The 22,924-nt window shown below is 70.9% G+C and carries 24 protein-coding genes; 22 read left to right on the top strand and 2 right to left on the bottom strand.

Annotation, left to right across the window (positions count from 1 at the left end; genetic code table 11):
* Positions 1-66: 66 nt before the first annotated feature.
* From ACWD4O_RS34780 to ACWD4O_RS34750, 7 genes are all read left to right on the top strand, one after another.
* Positions 67-717 (top strand): GntR family transcriptional regulator, encoded by a 651-nt coding sequence (locus tag ACWD4O_RS34780; RefSeq protein WP_351917863.1) that lies wholly within the window; start codon positions 67-69, stop codon positions 715-717.
* A gap of 49 nt (positions 718-766) precedes the next feature.
* On the top strand, positions 767-1,531 hold the full coding sequence (locus tag ACWD4O_RS34775; protein ID WP_451286100.1) for a PIG-L deacetylase family protein: 765 nt from the start codon (positions 767-769) through the stop codon (positions 1,529-1,531).
* Positions 1,528-2,232, top strand: a complete 705-nt coding sequence (locus ACWD4O_RS34770) for a 4-carboxy-4-hydroxy-2-oxoadipate aldolase/oxaloacetate decarboxylase (RefSeq protein ID WP_451286098.1) — start codon at positions 1,528-1,530, stop codon at positions 2,230-2,232. The genes ACWD4O_RS34775 and ACWD4O_RS34770 overlap by 4 nt, the downstream gene beginning before the upstream one ends.
* Positions 2,229-3,359, top strand: a complete 1,131-nt coding sequence (locus tag ACWD4O_RS34765; RefSeq protein ID WP_451286096.1) for a 4-oxalomesaconate tautomerase — start codon at positions 2,229-2,231, stop codon at positions 3,357-3,359. The genes ACWD4O_RS34770 and ACWD4O_RS34765 overlap by 4 nt, the downstream gene beginning before the upstream one ends.
* Positions 3,356-4,306 (top strand): catechol 2,3-dioxygenase, encoded by a 951-nt coding sequence (locus ACWD4O_RS34760; RefSeq protein WP_451286094.1) that lies wholly within the window; start codon positions 3,356-3,358, stop codon positions 4,304-4,306. The genes ACWD4O_RS34765 and ACWD4O_RS34760 overlap by 4 nt, the downstream gene beginning before the upstream one ends.
* 144 nt (positions 4,307-4,450) lie before the next feature.
* Positions 4,451-5,776, top strand: coding sequence for an MFS transporter (locus tag ACWD4O_RS34755; protein WP_451286092.1), 1,326 nt, complete (start codon positions 4,451-4,453; stop codon positions 5,774-5,776).
* Positions 5,777-6,282: 506 nt separating this feature from the next.
* Positions 6,283-7,071, top strand: a complete 789-nt coding sequence (locus ACWD4O_RS34750; RefSeq protein ID WP_451286090.1) for an alpha/beta fold hydrolase — start codon at positions 6,283-6,285, stop codon at positions 7,069-7,071.
* A gap of 18 nt (positions 7,072-7,089) precedes the next feature.
* Here the strand turns inward: ACWD4O_RS34750 and ACWD4O_RS34745 are convergent, their stop codons facing one another.
* Complete coding sequence (locus tag ACWD4O_RS34745) at positions 7,090-7,503, bottom strand: cupin domain-containing protein (RefSeq protein ID WP_451286089.1); 414 nt, start codon at positions 7,501-7,503, stop codon at positions 7,090-7,092.
* 203 nt (positions 7,504-7,706) lie between these two features.
* On the opposite strand from ACWD4O_RS34745, the gene ACWD4O_RS34740 reads away from it, so the two are divergent.
* The 12 genes from ACWD4O_RS34740 (at position 7,707) to ACWD4O_RS34685 (ending at position 18,646) form a co-directional block, all read left to right on the top strand.
* Entirely contained in the window at positions 7,707-8,264 is a 558-nt protein-coding gene (locus tag ACWD4O_RS34740) for a carboxymuconolactone decarboxylase family protein (RefSeq protein ID WP_451286130.1), read from the top strand.
* On the top strand, positions 8,261-9,748 hold the full coding sequence (locus tag ACWD4O_RS34735) for a sugar ABC transporter ATP-binding protein (protein ID WP_451286087.1): 1,488 nt from the start codon (positions 8,261-8,263) through the stop codon (positions 9,746-9,748). The genes ACWD4O_RS34740 and ACWD4O_RS34735 overlap by 4 nt, the downstream gene beginning before the upstream one ends.
* On the top strand, positions 9,745-10,767 hold the full coding sequence (locus ACWD4O_RS34730; protein ID WP_451286085.1) for an ABC transporter permease: 1,023 nt from the start codon (positions 9,745-9,747) through the stop codon (positions 10,765-10,767). The genes ACWD4O_RS34735 and ACWD4O_RS34730 overlap by 4 nt, the downstream gene beginning before the upstream one ends.
* 99 nt (positions 10,768-10,866) lie before the next feature.
* Positions 10,867-11,814, top strand: coding sequence for a sugar ABC transporter substrate-binding protein (locus tag ACWD4O_RS34725; RefSeq protein ID WP_451286084.1), 948 nt, complete (start codon positions 10,867-10,869; stop codon positions 11,812-11,814).
* A 12-nt stretch (positions 11,815-11,826) separates the two neighbouring features.
* On the top strand, positions 11,827-12,738 hold the full coding sequence (locus tag ACWD4O_RS34720; RefSeq protein ID WP_451286082.1) for a LysR family transcriptional regulator: 912 nt from the start codon (positions 11,827-11,829) through the stop codon (positions 12,736-12,738).
* Positions 12,739-12,834: 96 nt separating this feature from the next.
* On the top strand, positions 12,835-13,767 hold the full coding sequence (locus ACWD4O_RS34715; protein WP_451286080.1) for a VOC family protein: 933 nt from the start codon (positions 12,835-12,837) through the stop codon (positions 13,765-13,767).
* Positions 13,768-13,788: 21 nt separating this feature from the next.
* The gene (locus tag ACWD4O_RS34710) at positions 13,789-15,237 is read left to right on the top strand and encodes an NAD-dependent succinate-semialdehyde dehydrogenase (RefSeq protein ID WP_451286078.1); all 1,449 of its coding nucleotides are present in this window, start codon (positions 13,789-13,791) and stop codon (positions 15,235-15,237) included.
* Positions 15,234-16,004, top strand: a complete 771-nt coding sequence (locus ACWD4O_RS34705) for a fumarylacetoacetate hydrolase family protein (RefSeq protein ID WP_451286076.1) — start codon at positions 15,234-15,236, stop codon at positions 16,002-16,004. Before ACWD4O_RS34710 ends, ACWD4O_RS34705 begins: the two co-directional genes overlap by 4 nt.
* Complete coding sequence (locus ACWD4O_RS34700; protein ID WP_351917894.1) at positions 16,001-16,372, top strand: VOC family protein; 372 nt, start codon at positions 16,001-16,003, stop codon at positions 16,370-16,372. Before ACWD4O_RS34705 ends, ACWD4O_RS34700 begins: the two co-directional genes overlap by 4 nt.
* A gap of 25 nt (positions 16,373-16,397) precedes the next feature.
* Entirely contained in the window at positions 16,398-17,183 is a 786-nt protein-coding gene (locus tag ACWD4O_RS34695) for an alpha/beta fold hydrolase (RefSeq protein WP_451286074.1), read from the top strand.
* Entirely contained in the window at positions 17,180-17,656 is a 477-nt protein-coding gene (locus ACWD4O_RS34690; protein WP_451286072.1) for a GlcG/HbpS family heme-binding protein, read from the top strand. Before ACWD4O_RS34695 ends, ACWD4O_RS34690 begins: the two co-directional genes overlap by 4 nt.
* Before the next feature lie 3 nt (positions 17,657-17,659).
* Positions 17,660-18,646: a methionine synthase II (cobalamin-independent)-like protein gene (locus ACWD4O_RS34685; protein ID WP_451286070.1), complete on the top strand. Its 987-nt coding sequence runs from the start codon at positions 17,660-17,662 to the stop codon at positions 18,644-18,646.
* Between the two features lie 106 nt (positions 18,647-18,752).
* On the opposite strand, the gene ACWD4O_RS34680 is transcribed toward ACWD4O_RS34685, so the two are convergent.
* The gene (locus ACWD4O_RS34680) at positions 18,753-19,040 is read right to left on the bottom strand and encodes a putative quinol monooxygenase (RefSeq protein ID WP_450949082.1); all 288 of its coding nucleotides are present in this window, start codon (positions 19,038-19,040) and stop codon (positions 18,753-18,755) included.
* A gap of 171 nt (positions 19,041-19,211) precedes the next feature.
* Here ACWD4O_RS34680 and ACWD4O_RS34675 point away from each other — a divergent pair, with 171 nt between their 5' ends.
* From ACWD4O_RS34675 to ACWD4O_RS34665, 3 genes are all read left to right on the top strand, one after another.
* Positions 19,212-20,660, top strand: coding sequence for an aldehyde dehydrogenase family protein (locus tag ACWD4O_RS34675; protein WP_451286068.1), 1,449 nt, complete (start codon positions 19,212-19,214; stop codon positions 20,658-20,660).
* A 39-nt stretch (positions 20,661-20,699) separates the two neighbouring features.
* A complete protein-coding gene (gene lhgO, locus ACWD4O_RS34670) occupies positions 20,700-21,917 on the top strand; it encodes an L-2-hydroxyglutarate oxidase (RefSeq protein WP_451286066.1) in 1,218 nt (405 codons plus the stop codon).
* Positions 21,918-22,059: 142 nt separating this feature from the next.
* Entirely contained in the window at positions 22,060-22,920 is an 861-nt protein-coding gene (locus tag ACWD4O_RS34665) for an amidohydrolase family protein (protein ID WP_451286064.1), read from the top strand.
* Positions 22,921-22,924 lie beyond the last annotated feature (4 nt).

The following is a 22,924-nucleotide window of genomic DNA, read 5'->3' as shown; positions in this document are numbered from 1 at the left end:
AAAATTGTTGACAATCTTGTTTGGCTAGATTTAGGTTCGACACGCACTCACTCAGGGAGGGCACCCATGCCGAAAGAAGCCCGTCCGAGCACCGGGGAGCAGGCCAAGCAGCACGCGCTCGCGCAGCTGCGGCAGGCGATCCTGCACGGCGAGATGGCACCGGCGCAGCGGCTGGTGGAGCAGGAGCTCGCCGAGCAGTTCGGTGTGACGCGGGCCAGCATCCGCGCGGCGCTGATCGATCTGGAGTCCCAGGGACTCGTCGAACGGATCCGCAACCGCGGCTCGCGGGTGCGGGTGGTGACCGTGGACGAAGCGGTCGCCATCACCGAGTGCCGGATGGTCCTCGAAGGGCTGTGCGCGGCGAAGGCCGCCGCACTGGCCAGCGACGACCAGCTGATCGAGCTGACCGATCTCGGCACGGCCATGACCAAGGCCGTCGCCGACGGAGAGCCGGTCACCTACTCCGACCTCAACCACGAACTGCACGTCCGCATCCGGGAGTTCTCCGGACAGCAGACCGCGCAGGAGCTGCTGGAGCGGCTGAACGCCCAACTGGTGCGCCACCGCTTCCAGTTGGCGCTGAGGCCGGGTCGGCCGCAGCAATCCCTGAACGAGCACCTGACCATGATCGAAGCGATCCGGGCCAGAGACCCGCAGGCGGCCGAGACGGCCGTCCGAGCCCACCTCACCAGCGTGATCGAGGCGTTGCGCGACTGATCACGGCTGCGCGGGGCGGGCGCCCACCTGTCACCAAGGAGACCCGAGAATGACCCAGGCCAACGCGCCCGCCTCCCCACCCCGATCGACATCACGATCGACCCTCGTCGTCACCGCGCATGCCGGGGACTTCGTGTGGCGGGCGGGCGGCGCCATCGCCCTGGCCGCCGCCCGCGGGGAGAAGGTCACCATCGCCTGTCTGACCTTCGGTGAGCGCGGCGAGTCCGCCAAGGCGTGGCGCGAGGGCAAGAAGCTCGACGAGATCAAGGCGATACGCCGGGACGAGGCCGAGCGCGCCGCCGCCACCCTGGGCGCCGAGGTCCGTTTCTTCGACGCCGGCGACTACCCGCTCGTGGCCGGCGCCGAGCTGACCGACCGGCTCGTCGCCGTGTACCGGGAGACCCAGCCGGACGTCGTCCTGACGCACCCCACCGAGGACCCGTACAACGGCGACCACCCGGCCGCCAACCGGATGGCGCTGGAGGCCCGCATCCTCGCCCAGGCCATCGGCTACCCGGGCGAGGGCGACATCATCGGCGCGCCGCCGGTCTTCTACTTCGAGCCGCACCAGCCGGAGATGAGCGGCTTCCGGCCCGAGGTGCTGCTCGACATCACCGAGGTGTGGGACACCAAGCGCAAGGCCATGGAGTGCCTGGGCGCCCAGCAGCACCTGTGGGCCTACTACACCGACCTCGCCGTCCGCCGGGGCGTGCAGCTCAAGCGCAACGCCGGTCCGAACCTGGGCCTGGCGCACACCACCATGGCCGAGGCCTACATGCGGCCCTTCCCGCAGATCGCGCAGGAGCTGGCATGAGCGGGGTCATCGTCACCGACCCGCCCAAGGCGGCGGCCGAGGACGTCGACGCGCTGGCCGGCTTCGGGGTGGCCACCGTCAGCGAGGCGATGGGCCGGACCGGGCTGCTGGGCCCGGGGGTCCGTCCCGTCCAGCAGGGTGTGCGGGTCGCCGGCACCGCCGTGACCGTGCTCAGCTGGCCCGGCGACAACCTCATGATCCACGCGGCCGTGGAGCAGTGCGGCGAGGGCGACATCCTGGTCGTCACCACCACCTCGCCGTCCACCGACGGCATGTTCGGCGAGCTGTTCGCGACCGCGCTCCAGCGGCGCGGGGTGCGCGGCGTCGTCACCAACGCGGGCATCCGCGACACACAGGAGCTGCGCGACATGGGCTTCGCGGCCTGGGCCCGGGCCGTCTCCTCGCAGGGCACGGTGAAGGCCACCGGCGGTTCGGTCAATGTGCCGATCGCCATCGACGGCCAGGTCATCCGCCCCGGTGACGTGATCCTCGCCGACGACGACGGCGTCGTGGTCGTCCCGCGCGAGCGCGCCCGCGCCACGGCCCGGGCCTCCGAGGCCCGCGAGGCCAAGGAGGCCCGCACCCGAGCCGCCTTCCTCGACGGCGAACTCGGCCTGGACCGCTACGGGTTGAGGGAGACCCTCAAGCGGCTGGGCGTCGAGTACCGGACGTACGACGAGTACGCGGGGGAGTCCTCGTGACCCACGAGCCCGAGGAGGTGCCCTGTCTGCTGATGCGGGGCGGCACCTCCAAGGGCGCCTACTTCCGCGCCGCCGACCTCCCCGCCGAACCCGCCCTGCGCGACGCGCTGTTGCTGCGCGTCATGGGCAGCCCGGACCCGCGTCAGATCGACGGCCTGGGCGGCGCGCACCCGCTCACCAGCAAGGTGGCGGTGATCTCGCCCTCGGCCGACCCGCGCGCCGACGTCGACTACCTCTTCCTCCAAGTCGCCGTCGACCGGCCCGAGGTGAGCGACCGTCAGAACTGCGGGAACATCCTCGCCGGCGTCGGCCCGTTCGCCGTCGAGCGCGGGCTCGTCGCCCCGGGCCAGCAGGAGACCGCCGTCCGTATCCGCATGGTCAACTCCGGCGACTACGCGACGGCGACCTTCCCGACCCCGGGCGGTCGCGTCGACTACACCGGCCGCGCCGAGATCTCGGGCGTGCCGGGGTCGGCCGCGCCCGTGGTGATCGAGTTCCCGCCGGGCGCGGGCCCGCTGCTGCCCACGGGCAACGTCCGGGACGAGATCGACGGTGTGGCGGTGACCTGCGTGGACAACGGGATGCCCACGGTGCTCATCGCGGCCACCTCCCTCAAGGTCACCGGCCACGAGCTGCCCCGGGATCTGGAGGAGGACGTCGCGCTCGCCGACCGCCTTCGGTCGATCCGCCTGGCGGCGGGCCGGCTGATGGGCCTCGGTGACGTCTCGGAGACCACCGTGCCCAAGCTCACGCTGCTCGCCGCGCCCCGTGACGGCGGCGCGGTCACCACCCGTACCTTCATTCCGGTGCGCTGCCACCCCTCGATCGGGGTGCTCGGCGCGGCCAGTGTCGCGGCCGGCCTGCGGATCGAAGGCAGCGTGGGCGCTGAGCTCGCGGAACTATCCGCCGACAGTGACCGAATTCGCATAGAACATCCCGCTGGATTCCTGGATATCGAAAGTAGCCTCGGGACGACCCCCGACGGTCTGCCCGCCGCCCGCCGCACCGCCGTGGTCCGCACGGCCCGCAAGATCTTCGACGGCGTCGTCTTCCCCAGGTCCGCCGAGACGGCCCCCCTGTCTTCCCCGTCCCCTCTGTCCCCACGCTCCTCTGGAGGTCAGCGATGACTCCGCCGCTCGGCGACATCGCCCACATCGGCCACGTCCAGCTCTTCACCCCGGACCTGGAGGCCAGCGTCGCCTTCTTCACCGACTACCTGGGGCTCACCGTCAACGGGCAGGACGGCGACACCGTTTATCTGCGGACCTTCGACGACTACGAGCACCACAGCCTGGTCCTCACCGCCCGCGCACAGCCCGGCCTCGGCCGGCTCGCCCTGCGCACCTCCGGCGAGGAGGCCCTCCAGCGCCGGATCGAGGCGGTCGAGGAGGCGGGCGGCACCGGCCGCTGGGTCGAGGACGAACCCGGCCTCGGCAAGCTGTACGTCACCACCGACCCGGACGGGCACGAGCACGCCCTGTACTGGGAGAGCGAGCACTACCGGGCGCCGGACGGGCTGAAGCCGGCCCTGAAGAACCAGCCGCAGGCCAAGCCCAACCGGGGCGTGGGCGTCCGGCGCCTGGACCACATCAACTTCCTCGCCGCCGACGTGCTCGCCAACTCCGAGTTCCAGCAGCAGGTGCTCGGCGCCCGGCCCACCGAGCAGATCCGGCTCGACACCGGGAAGATCGCGGCGCGCTGGCTGACGTACACGAACAAGTCGTACGACGTCGTCTACACCTCGGACTGGACCGGCGGCGCCGGGCGGCTGCACCACATCGCCTTCGCGACCGACACCCGCGAGGACATCCTGCGGGCGGCCGACCTCGCCATCGACAGCGGGGTGTTCATCGAGACGGGCCCGCACAAGCACGCCATCCAGCAGACGTTCTTCCTCTACGTCTACGAGCCCGGCGGCAACCGCATCGAGCTGTGCAACCCGCTCACCCGGCTCGTCCTGGCCCCCGACTGGCCGCTGGTCACCTGGACCGAGGAGGAGCGCAAGAAGGGGCAGGCCTGGGGCCTGAAGACGATCGAGTCCTTCCACACGCACGGCACCCCGCCGGTGAGCTAGCCCGTTCCCGGCGCGTGTCGGACTCGGGAACCGATTGTCGATGAGATTGTTGACAAAAACGTTGACACTTTTGGTTCCCGCTCCCTAGCGTGTGCGCACCACGTCCCCTCCAGGGAACGCCTCCTGGACGAGAGGAAAACAAAGATGTCCTCCTCCCCCGCTCTGACCGCCCGCGTCAGCAGACTGGCCCTGCTGGTCGTCGGCCTGTGCTGGCTGGCCGTCCTCTTCGACGGCCTCGACATGTTCATCTACGGCTCGGTGCTCCCCCACCTGCTGGAGACGAAGACCTTCGGCCTCACCCCCGACACGGCCGGCGACCTCGGCAGCTACGCCACCTTCGGGATGCTGGTCGGCGCCCTGACCGCGGGCACCGTGGCCGACCGCGTCGGACGCAAGAAGCTGATGGTCGGCTGCGTGATCCTCTTCTCGCTGGCCTCCGGCGTGTGCGCCATGGCCGGCAGCGTCGAGGTCTTCGGCCTCGGCCGTACCCTGGCCGGCGTCGGCCTCGGCGGGCTGCTGCCCACCGCGATCAGCATGGTCTCCGACTACGCACCGCGCGGCCGCGGCGCCATCGTCATCGGCCTGCTCATGACCGCCCACCACGCCGGCGGCATCCTCTCCGCCTATGTCGCCAAGTGGCTCATCGAACCGGCCGGCTGGCGCGCCGCGTTCTGGGTGTGCGTGCTGCCGCTGCTCTTCGCCCCGGTGCTCGCCAAGCTGCTGCCCGAGTCGCTGAGCTTCCTCGTCGCCAAGGGCCGCACCGACGAGGCCCGTGAGCTGGCCGCCCGTTACGACGTCGAACTGCCCGCCGTGAAGTCCGCCAAGCAGGGCGCGGCCGACCGCTGGAACGCGCTCAAGAACCTGTTCCGCGGCGGCGAGTGGACCCAGACCCTGCTCTACTGGCTGGCCTCCTTCGGCGGTCTCCTCCTGGTCTACGGCGTCGCCACCTGGCTGCCCACCCTGATGCGCGCCGAGGGCTACGAGCTCGGCTCCGCCCTGTCCTTCGTGGTCGTCTTCAACCTCGGCGGCATCGTGGGCATGCTGGTCGCCGGGCGCGCCGCCGACCGCTTCGGCGCCCCGCGCATCTCGGCGATCTGGTTCGCGCTGACCGCCGCCGGCGTCTTCCTGCTCAGCGTCCACATGCCGATGAGCGTGACGATGGTCGTCGTCTTCCTCACCGGCGTGTTCCTGAACAGCGCCCAGACGATGATCTACGCGACGGTCTCCATCCGCTCCGACGCGGACAACCGGGCCACCGCCGTCGGCTGGACCTCCGGCATGGGCCGCTTCGGCGCGGTCTTCGGTCCGTGGCTGGGCGGCCAGCTGCTCGCCGCGAACCACGGCGACTGGGGGTTCACCGCGTTCGCGATCGCCGGCCTGTCGTCCATGGTCTTCATCGGCATCGCCGCGCTGCGCAGCACGAAGGTCGCTCCGCGCGGGGCTGACGAGGAGTTGGTCGGCGCGCACTGAACCGGCGCACCGGGGGTGAGGACGGACGCCGGTCGCCGCACGGGGGTGCGGGACCGGCGTCCGGCGCGTCCAGGGGGCTGCGGGGAGTTCGTCGGGTGCGGGTCGGTGGGGGCTGGTCGCGCAGTTCCCCGCGCCCCTTAGGGGGTTGCGGTCGGCGGTGTTTTCCGGTGCGCGGTGCTTCTAGGGGGCTGCGGGGAGTATGTCGGCTGCGGGTGGGTGGGGGTCGCGCCCACGCGGCGGAGCCGCACATCGATACAGCCCCGCGCCCCTGGGGGGTTGCGGTTGCCGGTGTTGTTCGGTGCGCGGTGCTTCTAGGGGGCTGCCGCGTGTTCGTCGGGTGCGGGCAGGTGGGGGCTGGTCGCGCAGTTCCCCGCGCCCCTTAGGGGGTTGCGGTCGGCGGTGTTTTCCGGTGCCCGGCGCTACCAGGGGGTTGCGGTCGGCGGTGTTTTCCGGTGCGCGGTGCTGCTCCGGGTGCGGTCGGGGTCGGCTCGGGGGACGCTCGTCGTATGGGTGAGCGTTGGGATGTGCGGCGGGCGGGGGCTACGGACGCCTCGCACCGGGTGCTGATGATTCCGGGGGCGCTGTGCACGACCGAGTTCTACGCGGACGTCATGGCGGAGCCGGCGGTGGCGGGCCTCGGGATGGTCGCGGCGACCCAGCCGGGGTTCGGGCGGACCGAGGCGCCCGCGAACCTCTCCATGGAGAGCTACGCCCGGCTGATGGCGGACTTCGCCGCCGAGGCCCGCTGCGACGCCGTCGTCGGGCACAGCCTGGGCGCGAACGTGGCGATCGAGATGGCCGCGCTGGGCCTGTTCAAGGGGCCGCTGGTGCTGCTGTCGCCGACCTTCTCGCGCGGTGACGAGGAGCGGTTCCTGACGGTCCTGAACAGCCTGGGCAGAGTGCCGGTGCTCGGCTCGGCGGCCTGGAAGGCCATGCTCACGCTGCTGCCCCGGGCCGTGAAACGCGAACTGCCGCCGCATCGCGCCGAGGCGCTGGCGGCGGTCATGGGCGGCCACGACCCGGCGGTCTGCCGCCAGATCGTGCGCGGTTACTACGCGTATCTGGACCGGTATCCGTCCCTGGTCCCGCGGCTGTGCGAGGCCGGCGTCCCCGCCTGGGTGGTGCGCGGCGACCGCGACGGCGTCGGCCTGACCGACGCCGAGCGGCACGGCCTCGAAGCCTGCCCCGGCGTCCGCATGGTGACCGTGTCCGACGCGGGGCATCTCGTCCTCGTCGACCAGCCGGCCGCGGTCGCCGAGGTCATCGCGGAGGCGGCCACGGCGTCGGTGCGCTGAAAGCCGTCCTCAGCCGCCTCAGTCGTCCGAGCCCATCCGGTCCTCCGCCGACAGGTGTTCCACCGTCCGGCCGGTCTCGGTGAACGTGCGCGTCACATGGCCCGAGGAGTAGACCCACAGGATGCGCAGCGGGACCTCGCCGATGTTGCGGAACAGGTGCGGGATCGGGGAGGGGACGTACGTGGTGTCGAAGCGCTCCAGCTTCGTCACCTCGCCGTCGACCCACACCTCCGCCTCGCCCTCGAGGATCGTCACGTGCTCGTCGCAGTTGTGCGAGTGCAGAGGGGCGCCGGAGCCGACGGGATAGACGCTCATCCCACTGGTGATCCGGTTCTCGCCGTTCGCCGAGGACGTGGTGACGAGCGGGGTCGACAGCACCGCTCCGCCACGGTTCAGCAGCGGGACCGACGCGGCTTTGATGATGGTGGTCATGTCGGACGACGTTAGGTCGCCGCTCGCCGAATGGGGGGCCTCCGGCGTGCAGTTTTACGTTGCGCTCCGAGGTGGGTGAGCTTCTCGGACACGGCTGTACCTTCACCTGGCACCGCACGGCTTCACGACCCGTGCCCGTAATGCGCCGGAAAGAAAAGGCAGGTATCGGCCCGATGAGGCTCCCCGTTCTCAGCGAAGACGACATGGACGCGCGGCAGCAGGAGCTGGCCGCCCGGATCGCCGGCCGCCGTGGCGCGGTGCGCGGTCCCTTCCGGGTCTGGCTGTACAGCCCGGAGATGTGCGAACGGGCCGAGTCGCTCGGCGCGTTCGCCCGTTTCGACTGCAGCCTCCCGAAGCACCTGCGCGAGCTGACCCTGCTGATGGCCGCCCGCAACTGGGACGCGCAGTACTCCTGGAACGCGCATGTGCACCAGGCGATCGAGGCCGGCATCCCGGAGGCCGCGGTACAGGCCATCGCCGAGCGGCGCGAGGCGGTCTTCGACGACGAGGCGGACCGCGCCTTCTACCGGTTCTGCCGGGAGATCCTCGACGAGCACTTCGTCACCGACGAGACCTTCGCCGCGGCCCACGCGCACTTCGGCTCCAAGGGCCTGGTCGACGCCATCGGCGCGCTCGGCAACTTCACCATGCTCGGCATGTGCCTGAACACCTTCCAGGTGGACCTCCAGGCCGACAAGGAGCCCCCCTTCCCCGACATCCGCGGCTACGGACGTCTCGCCCCCGACGGCGACCGGGCATGACGGCCGTTCTGCGCGTCCGGGGCGTCACCAAGAGCTTCGGCGGGGCGGCCGCGCTGAAAGGCGTCGACCTCGACCTGTACCCCGGTGAGATCCACGCCCTGATGGGCATGAACGGCGCCGGCAAGTCGACCCTCGTACAGGTGCTGTCCGGCGTCCACCGGGCCGACGGCGGCACGATCGAGGTCGACGGGCAGGAACAGCACGGGCTGAGCGTGCGCCGGGCGCGCAGGCTGGGCATCTCGTCCGTGCCGCAGCGCCGTGAGCTGGTCATGGGCCTCAGCGTGGCCGAGAACGTCCTGCTCGGCGATCTGCCCACGCGGGCGCGCGCCGTGCGCTGGAAGGCCGTCGAGGAGGAGGCCGGGCGGGCCCTCGCCGCCCTCGGCATCGTCATCGACGTGGAGCGCACCGCCGGTTCGCTCACCGTCGCCGAGCAGACCATGGTCGAGGTGGCCCGCGAGGTCCGCCGCGGCGGCCGGATCCTGATCCTGGACGAGCCGACCGCCTGTCTGAGCGCCAAGGACGCCGACCGGATCCGGGCCCTGGTGCGCACCCTGCGGGACGAGGGCGTCGCCGTCGTCTACATCTCGCACTACATCGACGAGGTGATGGCCGTCGCCGACCGGCTCACCGTCCTGCGGGACGGGTCCGTGGTGACGAGCGCGCCCGCCGCCGAGCTGGACCACGCGGGACTCGTGCGCGCCATGGTCGGCCGGGACGTCGTCTCCACGCGGCCCGAGCGCCCCGCGCCCAAGCCGGAAGTCGGCCTCGCCGTAAGGGGGTTGAGCGACGGCCGGGCGGTCCGTGACTTCACCGTGGAGGTGCGCAGGGGCGAGATCGTCGCCGTCCTCGGACCTGCCGGGGACGCCCAGTCGCGGCTGTTCGACCTGTTGTCCGGGCGGCGGCGGCCGGACTGCGGCGACCTGCACGTGGACGGCCGCCCGGTGCCGTTCGGCAAGGTGGCGGCCTCGCTCGGCAGCGGCCTGCGCTGTGTCACCGGCGACCGTCGCGCCCTGGGCCTGGTCCCGGGCCTGTCCCTGGACGAGAACCTGATGCTCGCCGACGACCGGCTCGCCCGCCGCCGACTGCACCGCCGGGGCGAACTGGCCCGCCGTGCCGCGCCGCCCCGGCTCCGCTACGGGGTCAAGGCGCTGGCCGGGAACCCGCCGGTGAGCGTGCTCTCGGGCGGCAACCAGCAGAAGGTGCTGCTCGGCAAGTGGCTGGAGACCTCGCCCGCCGCGTGCTTCCTGGAGGACCCCACCAACGGCGTGGACATCGCGGCCATGTCCGACATCCACACCCTCGTCGACGACCTCGCCTCGCGGGGCGTGGCCGTGCTGCTGGCCTCCTCCTCCGCCGAGGAGGTCATGCGGCTGGCCGACCGGGTCCTCGTCGTGAGCGCCGGCCGCACGGTCGCGGAGCACGACATCACCGCCATCACCCGCGACGAGCTCGTCGCCACGGCCCTCGGAGGACAACCGCAGTGAGCGTCAAGACACTTCCCGATGCGGCCGGCGTCTCCGAACAGCCCAGGATGCCCGACTCCCGGTTCTCCCTGGGCAGGTTGCGCGAGCTGCCGCACGCCGGTCTGATCGCCGTGCTCGTCCTCGTCGTGGTGTTCACCGCCGTGCAGAGCGAGACGTTCGCCACCGACCGCAACATCGTCAACATCCTCAGCCAGGTCAGCGTCAACGCCGTACTCGCCGCGGGACTCACGCTGTTGATGACCGCGGGCGGCATGGACTTCTCCATGGGCAGCAACGTCGCCGTCACGGCCGCCGTCTCGGCGAAACTGCTCGCCGACGGCCGGCCCACCGGGTACGCCGTCGTCGTCGCGCTGGTGCTCGGCACCGCCATCGGACTCGTGAACGGGCTGGTGGTGACGTTCACCAGCGTGGCGCCGTTCGTCGTGACGCTGGCCTCGGCCACCCTGCTCGACGGGGTCGCGCTCCTGGTCCACGACGGCAACACCATCTCCATCGGCACCCGGATGTTCGCGCTCGGCAACGACAAGGTGCTCGGCGTGCCGTATCTGCTCGTCGTCGCCGTGCTGGTGCTGGTCGTGACGGCGCTGGTCATGCGGTTCACGGTGTTCGGCCGGGACGCCTTCGCGATCGGCGGCAACGAGCACGTGGCCCGCCTCAGCGGCATCGACGTCACCGTCCGCAAGCTCACCCTGTACGGCCTCACCGGCACCCTCTCCGGCCTCGCCGGTCTGATGCTGCTGTCCCGGCTCGGCTCCTCCAGCCCGGGCGGGACCGCCGGGCTCTCGCTCCAGCTGGCGGTGGTCGCGGCGGTGGTCATCGGCGGCACCTCGCTGGCCGGCGGACACGGCACCGTCATCGGCACCGCCCTCGGCCTGGTGCTGCTCGGCGTGGTGGCCAACGCCCTGAACCTTCTGGACTTCTCCAGCAACTACCAGCCGGTCTCGGTCGGCGCCGTGCTGCTCGTCGCAGCCGTCGCCAACGAGATGCACAAGGCCCGCTCGGGCTCCGCCCGCCACTGACCGTCCCTGCCTGCTCATATCTGCCCGCTCGTACCTGCCCGTTCCTGACTTCCCCTTCCTGCCTGCCCGTTCATGTTTCGCCCTGAAAGGCGGTTTCCCATGAGACTCTCCGCCCGTTCGCGCCACGCGCTGTTCGCCACCGTCGCCGGCTCCACGCTGGTGCTCAGCGGCTGCGGTGACAGCGAGGCCGGCAGCTCCGACAGCGTCTCCCTCGGCTTCGTCAACGGAGGCGACACCAACTTCCACAGCTGTCTGCTGAAGGCCGTCGAGGGCCAGGCGAAGACGGAGGGCGCCAAGGTCTACACGGCCAACTCCCACCAGAACGCCGGGACCGAGCTGTCCAACATCGAGGACATGATCGCGCGTGACGTGAGCGCGCTGATCGTGCAGACGGTCAACGTCGACGCGCTCAAGGGCGACATCGCCAAGGCGAAGGCCTCGGGCATCCCGATCTATCTGACCTCGGTGTCCACCGGCGATGCGGACGACATCCTCGGTGCGGCCGTCGTCGACCTCAAGAAGGTCGGCGGTCTCGACGCCGGCTGGATCGCGCAGGACGCCGGCACCAAGGAGGTGCAGGTCGGCATCGTCGCCGGCGCCCCCGGCGCGGCCTCGGACCTGCTGGTGGGCGGATTCAAGGCAGGCCTCCCGGCCACCGCGAAGGTCGTGGCCAACCAGCCCGGCATGTTCAATCCGGCGAAGGCCCAGGACGTCGCGGAGAACATGATTCAGGCTAATCCGGACCTCGACTACGCTTTCGTCGCAAATGAGGAGATGGCGTTCGCCGTCCGCAAGGCGTTCGACGCGGCCGGCGCCGAGGACGTCAAGATCGTCACCGCGAACGGCACCGAGGAAGGTCTGGCCGCCGTGAAGAGCGGGGACTTCTCCGCGACCGTCGCGAATTCGGCGAAGACGATCGGGGAGACGGCCGTGAAGAACGCCGTGGGTCTGCTCGCCGAACAGAAGGTTGACAAGATTGCCAACATTCCTCTTCTGTTGGTGACCGAGGACAACCTGAGCGAGGCCCCCCAGTACTGCCCGAAGTGAGAAGAAGGACCCATGGACCGCTTGCTGCTGATGCACAGCTTCGTCACCGTCGCCCAGGCCGGAAGCTTCAACGGAGCCGCGAAGAAGCTGGGCTCCTCCGGATCGCTGGTGTCACGGCACGTGGCCGAGTTGGAACGGCAGGTCGGGGTACGCCTGGTCAACCGCACCGCCCGCTCGGTCAGCCTCACCGAGCCGGGCGTGAGGTACGCGGAGTTCGCCGCCCGCATCCTCGACGAGATCGACGCCCAGGACGCGGCGCTCGCCGACTCGCACGACCGGGCCGAGGGCGCCCTCAGCATCATCTGCCCGAAATGGATAGGCAGCCTGGACCTCGGTGACGCGATCGCCGCCTTTTCCGCGGCCCATCCGAAAATCCAGGTCCGTTTCGAACTCGGCGGCATGTCCGACCGCACCTACGATTTCCTGGACAGCGGATTCGACGTCGCTTTCCACACCCGGGATCTGCGCGACTCCAGCGTCCGGCTGAAGAAGATCTCCTCGCTGCCGTTCGTGCTGTGCGCCTCCGAGGACTACGTGAAGCGGCAGGGCGCCCTCGCGCATCCCAACGACATCGCCGGCCACGACTGTCTGGTGCACGTCAACGACCCGGTGTGGCGCATCGGCCACGGACACGCGAGCACCCTGCACAAGATCCGCAACATCGCCTTCTCGTCCAACTCCTACCTGGCCCTGCAGAAGGCCGCCGTGCACGGCCGCGGCATCGCCCTGCTCCCGCAGCGCCCGGCCTACGACGACCTCGTCTCCGGCGCCCTGCAGGTGCTGCTGCCCGACCTGGCCGTCCCCGACCGCCCGCTGTACGCGATCTACGGCCCCGGGCAGGACACCCCGCGCAAGGTCAGCGTGTTCCTGGACTTCCTCTCCGAGTGGTTCGCGCAGAATCCCATCCCCGCGATCCGGCCATAACCGCAAGAAACGATTGCGCACCTCGTAGAGCTCGGGACATTGAGGCCCGCACACCGAAAACCTACGCTCACGAGGCGACCCGGAAACGAGGAGTCCATGGGAATCCAGAGAATCGAATCGGTCACCTACGGCATCGACGAAAGCATCGACGCCGTCGACGAATGCGTCCGGTTCTTCGACGACTTCGGGCTGTTCCTCGTGGAGCGGACCGACGACCACGCCGTGTTCGAGACGCGCACCGGCCAGACCCTCTGCCTCGACGCCCGTCCGGGCCCGCTGCTGCCGCCCCCGGTGGAGTCCGGGCCCACCCTGCGCGAGGTCGTGTGGGGCGTCGACACCCGGGAGGAGCTGGCGCGGCTGGTGGCCGCCGCGGGCAAGGACCGCGAGATCCGCGTGAGCGCCGACGGCGTCCACCACACCGTGGACGAGACCGGCTTCGGCGTCGGCCTCGCCCTGGCCCGCCCGAAGCCGGCGCCCGTCACCCCGCGGGCCGCCAACGCACTCGGCGCGGTGAACCGCTGGAACACCGCTCTGGAGCCGATCGAACGGGTCCGTCCGCTGCGGATGTGCCATGTGGCCCTCAACATCCCCAAGCCGGGCAAGGACGAGGCCGTCGCCTTCTACACCGAACGGCTCGGCTTCCGGCCCACCGACGTCGTCGAGCCCATGGGCGTCTTCCTGCAGGCCCCCGGCGACGACGACCAGCACACCATGCTGCTGTGCCACCGCCCCGACAAGGCGGGCGTCAACCACATCGCCTACGAGGTCCCCGGCTTCGACGACGTCATCGAGGGCGGCAACCACATGATCGAGCACGGCTGGCGGGAGGCCCGCAGGCTCGGCCGCCACACCGTCGGCTCCAATGTCTTCCGCTTCCTGCACGCCCCCTGCGGCGGCCGTGTCGAGTACGCGGCCGACATGGACCGGGTCGACGACAGCTACGAGACGCGTGTCCACGAGACCACCCCGCCCCACCACATCTGGGCCCTGCGCACCAACCGCGACCAGGATGCCTCCGCCCGGTCCTGACCCCTGAGAGGGCACCCACCCATGACCACCGACCACGGCTACCCCGCCGTCCGCATGTACCTCGCGGGCGAGTGGCGCCAGGGCGGATCCGGCGCCACCGCCCCGATCGTGAACCCGGCCACCGAGGAGGCGATCGGAGAGGTACCGCTGGCCACCGCAGCCGACCTGGACCGCGCACTCGACGCCGCGGAAGACGGCTTCCGCGTCTGGCGCTCCACCCCGATCGCCCGCCGCACCGCCGTCCTGCACGCGGCTGCCGACCTGATCGCCGAGCGCGCCGTCGAGATCGGCCGCATCAGCACCCTGGAGCAGGGCAAGCCCCTCGCGGAGTCGACCGGCGAGGCCCGCCGCACCGCCGAGACCCTGCGCTGGCACGCCGACGACGCCCGACGCGCGTACGGCCGCATCATCCCGTCCGAACCCGGCACCGTGCTGACGGTACGCCGTGAGCCCATCGGCCCCGTGGCCGCCTTCGTCCCGTGGAACTTCCCCGTGGGCGGCCCGAACCGGAAGATCTCCTCCGCCCTGTCCGCGGGCTGCTCCCTGGTGATCAAGGCATCGGAGGAGACTCCCGCCACGGCCATGGAACTGGTCCGCTGCTATGCCGACGCGGGCCTGCCCGCCGGTGTCCTCAACCTCGTCTTCGGCGAGCCCGCCGAGGTCTCCGCCCACCTCATCGCCTCACCGCTCACCCGGCTGATCGCCTTCACCGGCTCGGTCCCCGTCGGCAAACTGCTGGCCGCCGAGGCCGGCAAGGTCATGAAGCCCTCCCTGATGGAGCTGGGCGGCCACGCCCCGGTGATCGTGTGCGCCGACGCCGACCCCGTGCAGGCCGCCCGCAAGGCCGCGCAGGCCAAGTTCGCCAACGCCGGCCAGGTGTGCACCTCGCCCAGCCGCTTCCTGGTCCACGAGAGTCTCGTCGAGGAGTTCACCGCCGAGTTCGTGCGGGCCGCCGAGGAGATCGTGGTCGGCGACGGGCTGACGGAGGGCACGAAGATGGGCCCCCTCGCCAACGAGCGCCGGATCGAGGCCATGGAACGCCTCACCGCCGACGCCGTCGCCCGCGGCGCCAAGGTCCGCACCGGAGGCGAACGGCTCGACCGCGCCGGGTACTTCTTCGCCCCGACCGTCCTGACCGACGTACCCGCGGACGCGGAGCTGCTGCACGAAGAACCGTTCGGACCGCTCGCGCCGATCGTGCCCTTCACCGACCTCGACGAGGCGCTCGCCACCGCGAACGCGCTGCCGTACGGCCTCGCCGCGTACGGCTTCACCCGGTCCGCCGCCACCGCCGAACGGCTCTCCGCCGAGCTGGCGGCCGGGATCCTGTCGCTCAACCACTGCGGCGGCTCGGTCCACGAGGCCCCCTCGGGCGGGGTGAAGGACAGCGGCTACGGCCGCGAGGGCGGCCCCGAGGCCCTGGACGCCTACCTGGTCACCAAGCGCGTCTCGCACCTGCTGGCGCCATGAGGTACACGCGAGTCTCGGTCGGCGGCCGGGCGGTGTGGGGCCGGGTGGGGGAGGAGGACGTCGAGCTGCTGTCCGGCTCCCCGATCGAGGGCGAGCCGACCGTGACCGGGCGGGTCCCGCGGGCGACGGCCCGTTGGCTGCCGCCCGTCGTGCCGCCCGTGTTCTACGCCGTCGGCTACAACTACCCGCGGCACATCGCGCACGCGGGAGCCGCGACCCCCGAGCGGCCCGAGGTCGGCTACCGCGCCAACAACGCGCTGACCGGGCACGGTTCGCCCATCGTCAGGCCGGCCGAGGTCGAGGGCCGGTTCGAGGCCGAGCCCGAACTCGTCGCCGTCATCGGCCGGACGGTCCGGCACGCCACCCCCGAGGAGGCGCGGAGGTCCGTCTTCGGCTGGACCATCGGCAACGACGTCAGCGCCCGCACCTGGCAGCACCAGGACCGCACGTTCTGGCGCAGCAAGAACAGCGACACCTTCAAGCCGATGGGCCCCTGGATCGACACGGACGTCGATGCCATGGCCCAGACCACCACCCTGCGCGTCAACGGCGAGGTCCGTGCGGCGTTCCCGACCGGCGACATGGTCTTCGACCCCTTCGACTACATCGTCGAGATCACCCGGCACATCACCCTGCACCCCGGCGACGTGCTGTGGATGGGCGCCGAGTCGACCTGCCGACTCGAGCCGGGAGACACCGTGGAGGTCGAGATCAGCGGCATCGGTGTGCTGTCCAACCCCGTACGACTCGAAGGGAATCGAGCATGAGCAAGGAACCCCGTTACATCCACCACGTCAACTTCCCCACCACCGACCCCGACCGGACCGCCGAGTGGTACACGAAGGTCTTCGGGATGAAGCGCATCCAGCCCAAGTCCAACACCAAGGTGGTGCTGATGACCCGGGGCAACTTCGATCTGCACTTCACCCCGGTCGAGGAGATGGAGCGCATGGCGCCCTACCACTTCGCCGTCGAGGTCGACGACTGGGACGACTTCCTGGAGCACCTGGGGGAGTTGGGCATCCGGCACACCCGGCCGATCCAACGCCCCGAGAACCAGTCGAAGTTCTGCTACATCCACGACCCCGACCACACCATGATCGAGCTGGTCTGGCACGGCAAGCGCCCCAACTGACCCTGCACATAAGAGAGTTGTTCCCATGCCCCTTGCCGACTCCGACGGCACCTCCATCTACTACGAGCGCCACGGCAGCGGCCCGGCGATCCTTTTCGTGCACGGCAGCGGCGGACACCATGCCGCCTGGTGGCAGCAAGTGGCGGCGCTGCGCGACGAGTTCACCGTCGTCACGGTCGACCTGCGCGGCTTCGGCAAGTCCGACAGCTCCATGCCCGAGTTCGACGGCCAGGACTTCCCCGGTGACGTCGTCGCCGTCCTCGACCGGGAGGACCTGACCGACGCGATGCTCGTCGGCCAGTCCATCGGCTCCATGGCCGCCCTGCGCGCCGGACTGCTGCGCCCCGAGCGGGTCTCCTCCGTCGTCCTCGGCCACTCCCTCGGCGGCATCAGCCACCCCGAGCTGAAGGAGCTGGCCGCCGCGGACCGCGCCGAGGCCGTCAAGCTGCCCGTCATCGACCGGCTGCTCACCGGGCCGTTCCAGCGCGAGCGCGCCGACCTCACCTTCCTGTTCCAGCAGATGGGCACGTTCAACGTCGCCACGATGCAGGACCTGCGCAACCTCGACACCGACGGCCCCTCCCTGGCCGAGATCGAGGCCTCCGGCGTCAAGGTCGCCTTCCTCGCCGGTGAGAAGGACGCGGTGCTCAGCGTCAAGACCGTCACCCGCGCCCATGAACTGCTGCCCGGCTCGCACCTGGAGATCGTCCCGGGCGCGCCGCACTCCATGTACTGGGAGACGCCCGACGCCTACAACGCGGCCGTCGCCCGCCTGCGCCGTACCCTCACCGCACCGAAGGAAGCAGCATGAGCAGCCTGACCCTGGCCGCCGCCGAGGAGATCATCGACGCCGCCCACAAGCGAGCCCAGGCGATCGGCAAGGCGGTGAGCGTCGCCGTGGTGGACGCCGGCGGCTTCCCCATCGCCATCCGCCGCCCGGACGGAGCCCGCCCCCTCACCCCGGACATCGCCCGGGCCAAGGCGTACACCGCGGCCGTGATGCAGCGGCCCGGCAAGATGCTGAAGAAGTGGCAGGAGAGCCAGCCCGTGTTCTTCGCCCAGCTCTCCCAACTGCCCGGCGCCGCCCTGCCGATCATGGCGACCGAGGGCAGCATGACCATCAAGAAGGACGGCGAGATCATCGGCGGCCTCGGCATCGCGGGCGGCACCGCGGACGAGGACCAGCGCATCGCCGACGAGGTCCTCGAATCCCTCGGCTACGAGCTGGAGTTCGCCGCCTGGGGCGTCGCCGGCGGGCCGGCCGGTCCCGGAAAGGACGCGTGACCCATGGCGGACACCTTCAACTACCGCATCGACCACCACGGCAGCCTGGTCCGCCCGGCCGGCCTCGCCACGATCGGCGCACAGCAGGCGGTCGAGGACGTGGTGGCCTTCCAGCGCAAACTGCGCTCCACGGTCGTCACCGACGGCGACTTCCCCCGGGAGGACTTCCGCAGCGCGGTCCTTGACGGAGTGTCAGGATTCCGTCGTACGGACGAGAGGGGCTCCGACGGCCTGGTCCGGTGGGTCGCCGAGTCCCTGCCGAAGGCCAACGGCCCGCTGGTGGCGGAGTGGGTCGAGCGGCTGGCCGAGCTGACGGTGATCGCGCCCAAGGTGTCGCTGCCGTCCCCGGCCTACCTCGCGGCCACCACGTTCCAGCCCGGCCTCGGTGTGGCTTCCGCCCGTGAGCTGGGCGAGGCCCTCGCGGAGATCGTTCAGGCCGAGATCGCGCTGCTGGTGTCCAAGGGCGCACGGCTGATCCAGCTCAACAACCCGCTTCTGCTGGACCGGTCGACCGACGACCGGGGCGCGCTGTCCTTCACCGACGCGCTCGCCGTCGACGCACTGGCGGTACGGCTCGACGAGCGGCCCGAGGGGGTCCGGATCGGTGTCTGCCCCGGCTGGGCGGCCCCCGCCGAGGTGGACCGGGCGGCGGTCGAGCGGCTGTACGCCGAGATCCCCGCGGACCGCTGGATCCTCCCCTTCGACCAGGGCACCGAGGCCGAGCTCGACCTGGTCAGGGCGCTCCCGGAGGACCGGGACGTCTGCCTGGGCATCGTCGACCCGACCGTGGCCGGGCTGGAGGACATCGACACCGTGCTGTCCCGCATCGACGCGGCCGGCGGGTTCAAGGACCTGGAGGACGCGGCCCTGTCCCCGTCGAGGGGCTTCGCCGACGCGGCAAGCCGCCCGTTGCTGACCACCGAGCAGCAGCGCCAGAAGCTGGTCCTGGTGGAGACACTCGCCCGGTACGTCTGGGGAAACGAGTTCTAGAACGCCGTCAGGGGCGCGGGGCTGTATCGATTTGCGGCTCCGCCGCGTGAGCGCGACAAGCCACAGTCCACCCGCGCCCCGACACGAGACACAAGCCGGGCAGTCGCTAAAGCACCTCGGCGAACGTCACGGAGCGCTCCGTGAGCAACGGCCACACCGCCCCCACGACCAGCTCCCGGAAGTGGCCGGAGGCCTTGTGCGCCTCGAACCCGGCCCGGTCCGTGTACCGCTCGTAGAGCAGGAAGCCGCCGGGCTCCTCCGCCACGGCGTGCACCTCGTACCCCTCGTTGGCGGGCTCGGCGCGGGTCTGTTCGCGCGCCTTCAGCAGCGCGGTGCGCACGGTCGCCTCGTCGGCGGGATCGCAGCGGTAGTGGGCGACGACTGCGTAGGACATGGACGTGTCTCCTCGGATCGGGTTCGGCCCGGTGATTCCAGCACGGACCCGCCCGTGTCCGGCCCGCGCACGGTGCAACCAATGCCTGCTGCCACGGAGCTGGTGGCACGCCCCCGACATGGTGTGTTGTCGCAATTCCGCACCCGTGGCCGACGAAGGAAGTGACCCGACATGCGTACCGTGGAGACCCTCTTGGGCGGGGAGTGGACGGCGAGCGGCGACTGGATCGACGTCCTCGATCCCGCCGACGTCCGCACCCCGATCGCCCGTGTCCCGGCCCTGGCCGCCAAGGACGTGACCCGGGCCTTCGACCACGCGGAGCGCGGGTTCGCCCTCTGGAAGCGCACCAGCCCCTTCGAGCGGGCGCGGGTCTTCACCGACGCGGCCCGGCTGATCCGCGAGCGGGTCGAGGAGATCGCCGCCGATGTGACGGCCGAGAACGGCAAGACCCTCGCGGAGGCGACCGGCGAGACCCTCAAGGCCGCCGACTTCCTGGAGTACTACGCCGGTCTCGCCCGCCAGGGCTACGGCACCCTCCTGCACGACGTACGGCCCAACCACCGCACCCACACCCAGCGGGAGCCGATCGGGGTGATCCTGGTGATCAGCCCGTGGAACGACCCGCTGATCACCCCGGCCCGCAAGCTGGCCCCGCTGCTCGCGGCCGGCAACGCGGCCGTCTTCAAGCCGGCCACCGAGACCCCGGTCTCGGGCCTGCACTTCGCCAGGGCCCTGCACGACGCCGGACTGCCCGCGGGCGTGCTGAACGTCGTGACCGGCCGGACCGCCGAGATCGAGGAGGCGCTGCTCGACGACCCGCGGATCGTCGGCATCACCTTCACCGGCTCCAACGCCGTCGGTAACCGTATTCGACGCCGTCTCCTCGACCGCAACGTCCGCTTCCAGGGCGAACTCGGCGGCAAGAACGCCTCCGTGGTCCTCGGGGACGCCGATCTGCCGGCCGCCGCCCGGGCCGTCGTGGCCGCCTCCTTCGGTCAGGCGGGCCAGCGCTGCACCGCCACCAGCCGGGTCGTCGTCGAGCGGCCGGTGTACGAGGAGTTCACCCGGCTGCTGGTCGCCGAGGTCGAGGCGCTCGAGGTCGGGCCGGGGAGCGACCCGGCGACCACGCTGTGCCCGCTGTCGAGCCCCAGGCAGCGCGACAGCGTCCTCGCCGACCTGGCCAGGGCCGTCGCGGAGGGCGCGACCGTCCTCACCGGCGGCGGCCCCGACACCGAGGGCGAGCGGGCGCACGGCTGCTATGTGCGGCCGACCGTGCTCGGCGAGGTCACGCCGGGGATGGCGATCTGGCGGGAGGAGGTCTTCGGGCCGGTGCTCGCGATACAGGCGGTAAACGGTTTCGACGCGGCCGTCGACGCCGTCAACGACTCCGATTTCGGCCTCGCCGCCGCCGTCTTCACCCGCGATCTGTCGAACGCCTACCGCTTCGCCGACGAGGCCGAGTGCGGGCAGGTCGCCGTCAACACCACCACCACCGGCTGGGACGTCCATCTGCCGTTCGGCGGGTTTCACGACTCCGGCACCGCCTACAAGGAGCAGGGCGAGGAAGTCCTGCGCTTCTCCACGCGCGTCAAGACCGTCGCCGTCCACTTCGGCGGCTGACGATCGGAGGCAGCGAGAAAGAGACGAGGAAGGAGCTCGATGGCTGACGAGACGATCGGCATCGTCGGCGCCGGCATCGTGGGGCTGGCCACGGCCCGCGAGATCGCCCTGAGCCGGCCCGGCACCCGGGTCGTGGTCTTCGAGAAGGAGCAGGAGGTCGCGCTCCACCAGAGCGGCCACAACTCGGGCGTCGTCCACGCAGGCATCTACTACACGCCCGGCAGTCTCAAGGCCGCCCTGACCGTCCGGGGCGTGTCCCTGCTGCGCGAGTACTGCCAGGACCGCGAGCTGCCCTACCGCGAGCTCGGCAAACTGGTCGTGGCCGTCCGCGAGGACGAGCTGGGCCGGATGAACGACCTCTACGACCGCGCCCGCAACAACCACGTGCCCGACCTGCGCAGGATCTCCCGCGAGGAGATCCGGGAGATCGAACCGAACGCCGGCGGTGTCGCCGCCCTGCACTCCCCGCGCACCGCGATCACCGACTATCCGGCCGTCGCCCGCGCCTTCGCCAAGGACGTCGTCGACTCCGGAGGCGAGCTGAAGCTCGGCTTCCCGGTCACGGGCGTCACCGAGGTGACCGGCGGCATCGAGGTTGCCTCCGGGCGGGAACGCGTGCGCGTGGACCGGCTGGTCCTCTGCGCCGGCCTGCACTCCGACGCCGTGGCCAGGCTCGCGCAGGACCGGCCGGAACCGCGGATCGTCCCGTTCCGGGGCGAGTACATGCTGCTCAGACGGGAGCGGACGGACCTGGTGCGCGGGCTGATCTACCCGGTGCCGGACCCGCGCTACCCGTTCCTCGGCGTCCACTTCACACCACGCGTGGACGGCTCCGTGGAGGTCGGCCCCAACGCGGTCCTGGCCCTCGCCAGAGAGGGCTACACACGCACCCGGATCTCGCCGAAGGACCTGCTCGGCCTGGCCGCCTACCCGGGCGCCTGGCGGATGGCGGCCCAGCACTGGCGCACGGGCGTGCGGGAGTACCGCGGGTCGTTCTCGGCGGCGGCCTTCATGAAGGACGCCGGGCTGTACGTCCCCGGCGTCGGCGTCCAGGACGTCGTACGCGGCGGAGCGGGCGTGCGCGCCCAGGCCCTGGACCGGGACGGCACCCTCCTGGACGACTTCCGCATCCATCGGCTGGGCCGGGTCACCGCCGTGCGCAACGCGCCCTCGCCGGCCGCCACGGCCTCCATGGCGATCGCCGAGCACATCGCCGCCGCGGTTTTCACAACCGGTTCCACAACAGGGCGCCCGTGAGCCGGGAAACGCCCTGCGAACAGGGCGGATTCACGCAACAACAGCTTGCGCTCCCAGGGGCTCCGCAAGGCCTTTCCGCCCGCCTAGCGTTCCCTCCGCACCGCCCCACCACCTGCCCTACCGAGAGAAGGAAGTACGGGACATGTTCGTCGTCGACACGCAGATCCACATCTGGCTGGAAGAGACCCCGGACCGCCCCTGGGTCCCCGGAGCCCGGGAGCGGATCCGCCTCAACGGCCACCGCGAGGACCCCTTCTCCTACGAAGAGGCCCTGGAGCTGATGGACGAGGCCGGCGTGAACCGCGCGCTGATCCTGCCGCCGTCCTGGGAGGGCGACCGCATCGACTACGCCCTCGAAGCCTGCGAGGCGCACCCGGACCGCTTCGGCATCATGGCCCGCATCCCGCAGAACAAGCCCGCGGAGGGCAAGGCGATGCTCGCCGACTTTGCGCAGAATCCGCACGTCAAGGGCACCCGCCTCACCTTCCACCGGCCGCAGGACCGCAACTGGATGATCGACGGCACCAACGACTGGTACTGGCCGATCGCCGAGCAGCTCGGCATCCCGACCATGGTCCACGCCCCCATCTGGAAGCGGGAGCTGGGACAGATCGCCGAGAAGCACCCCCAGCTGAAGATCATCATCGACCACATGGGCATCATGGCCCGCTGTGTCGACGACTCGATCGGCTACTGGGTCTCGGAGACCGCCGACCTGGCCGCCCACCCGAACATCTACGTCAAGGTCTCGGCGCTGCCGGGCTACTCGACACAGCCGTTCCCGAACAACAACATCCAGAAGTACGTGCGCGAGATGGTCGACCGGATGGGCCCGCAGCGCTGCTTCTACGGCACCGACATCACCCGCCTGCTGGGCCACGGCATCACCTACACCGACACCATCGAGCAGTTCACCAAGCACTGGGACTTCACGCCCGAGGAGCTGGAGTGGATCATGGGCCGCGGTATCTCCGAGGTCCTGAACTGGCCGATCGAGGGCTGAGGAC

Source organism: Streptomyces sp. NPDC002623, from assembly GCF_053592635.1.
This window is presented reverse-complemented; position numbering and strand designations above follow the sequence as displayed.

Coding starts and splice junctions, on each gene's coding strand:
- ACWD4O_RS34740 (WP_451286130.1), top strand. CDS start 7,707: ATGGACGCGCGGCAGCAGGAGCTGGCCGCCCGGATCGCCGGCCGCCGT.
- ACWD4O_RS34705 (WP_451286076.1), top strand. CDS start 15,234: ATGAGGTACACGCGAGTCTCGGTCGGCGGCCGGGCGGTGTGGGGCCGG.
- ACWD4O_RS34675 (WP_451286068.1), top strand. CDS start 19,212: ATGCGTACCGTGGAGACCCTCTTGGGCGGGGAGTGGACGGCGAGCGGC.
- ACWD4O_RS34750 (WP_451286090.1), top strand. CDS start 6,283: ATGGGTGAGCGTTGGGATGTGCGGCGGGCGGGGGCTACGGACGCCTCG.
- ACWD4O_RS34775 (WP_451286100.1), top strand. CDS start 767: ATGACCCAGGCCAACGCGCCCGCCTCCCCACCCCGATCGACATCACGA.
- ACWD4O_RS34695 (WP_451286074.1), top strand. CDS start 16,398: ATGCCCCTTGCCGACTCCGACGGCACCTCCATCTACTACGAGCGCCAC.
- ACWD4O_RS34715 (WP_451286080.1), top strand. CDS start 12,835: ATGGGAATCCAGAGAATCGAATCGGTCACCTACGGCATCGACGAAAGC.
- ACWD4O_RS34755 (WP_451286092.1), top strand. CDS start 4,451: ATGTCCTCCTCCCCCGCTCTGACCGCCCGCGTCAGCAGACTGGCCCTG.
- ACWD4O_RS34780 (WP_351917863.1), top strand. CDS start 67: ATGCCGAAAGAAGCCCGTCCGAGCACCGGGGAGCAGGCCAAGCAGCAC.
- ACWD4O_RS34720 (WP_451286082.1), top strand. CDS start 11,827: ATGGACCGCTTGCTGCTGATGCACAGCTTCGTCACCGTCGCCCAGGCC.
- ACWD4O_RS34680 (WP_450949082.1), bottom strand. CDS start 19,040: ATGTCCTACGCAGTCGTCGCCCACTACCGCTGCGATCCCGCCGACGAG.
- ACWD4O_RS34700 (WP_351917894.1), top strand. CDS start 16,001: ATGAGCAAGGAACCCCGTTACATCCACCACGTCAACTTCCCCACCACC.
- lhgO (WP_451286066.1), top strand. CDS start 20,700: ATGGCTGACGAGACGATCGGCATCGTCGGCGCCGGCATCGTGGGGCTG.
- ACWD4O_RS34685 (WP_451286070.1), top strand. CDS start 17,660: ATGGCGGACACCTTCAACTACCGCATCGACCACCACGGCAGCCTGGTC.
- ACWD4O_RS34725 (WP_451286084.1), top strand. CDS start 10,867: ATGAGACTCTCCGCCCGTTCGCGCCACGCGCTGTTCGCCACCGTCGCC.
- ACWD4O_RS34665 (WP_451286064.1), top strand. CDS start 22,060: ATGTTCGTCGTCGACACGCAGATCCACATCTGGCTGGAAGAGACCCCG.
- ACWD4O_RS34760 (WP_451286094.1), top strand. CDS start 3,356: ATGACTCCGCCGCTCGGCGACATCGCCCACATCGGCCACGTCCAGCTC.
- ACWD4O_RS34690 (WP_451286072.1), top strand. CDS start 17,180: ATGAGCAGCCTGACCCTGGCCGCCGCCGAGGAGATCATCGACGCCGCC.
- ACWD4O_RS34710 (WP_451286078.1), top strand. CDS start 13,789: ATGACCACCGACCACGGCTACCCCGCCGTCCGCATGTACCTCGCGGGC.
- ACWD4O_RS34735 (WP_451286087.1), top strand. CDS start 8,261: ATGACGGCCGTTCTGCGCGTCCGGGGCGTCACCAAGAGCTTCGGCGGG.
- ACWD4O_RS34745 (WP_451286089.1), bottom strand. CDS start 7,503: ATGACCACCATCATCAAAGCCGCGTCGGTCCCGCTGCTGAACCGTGGC.
- ACWD4O_RS34770 (WP_451286098.1), top strand. CDS start 1,528: ATGAGCGGGGTCATCGTCACCGACCCGCCCAAGGCGGCGGCCGAGGAC.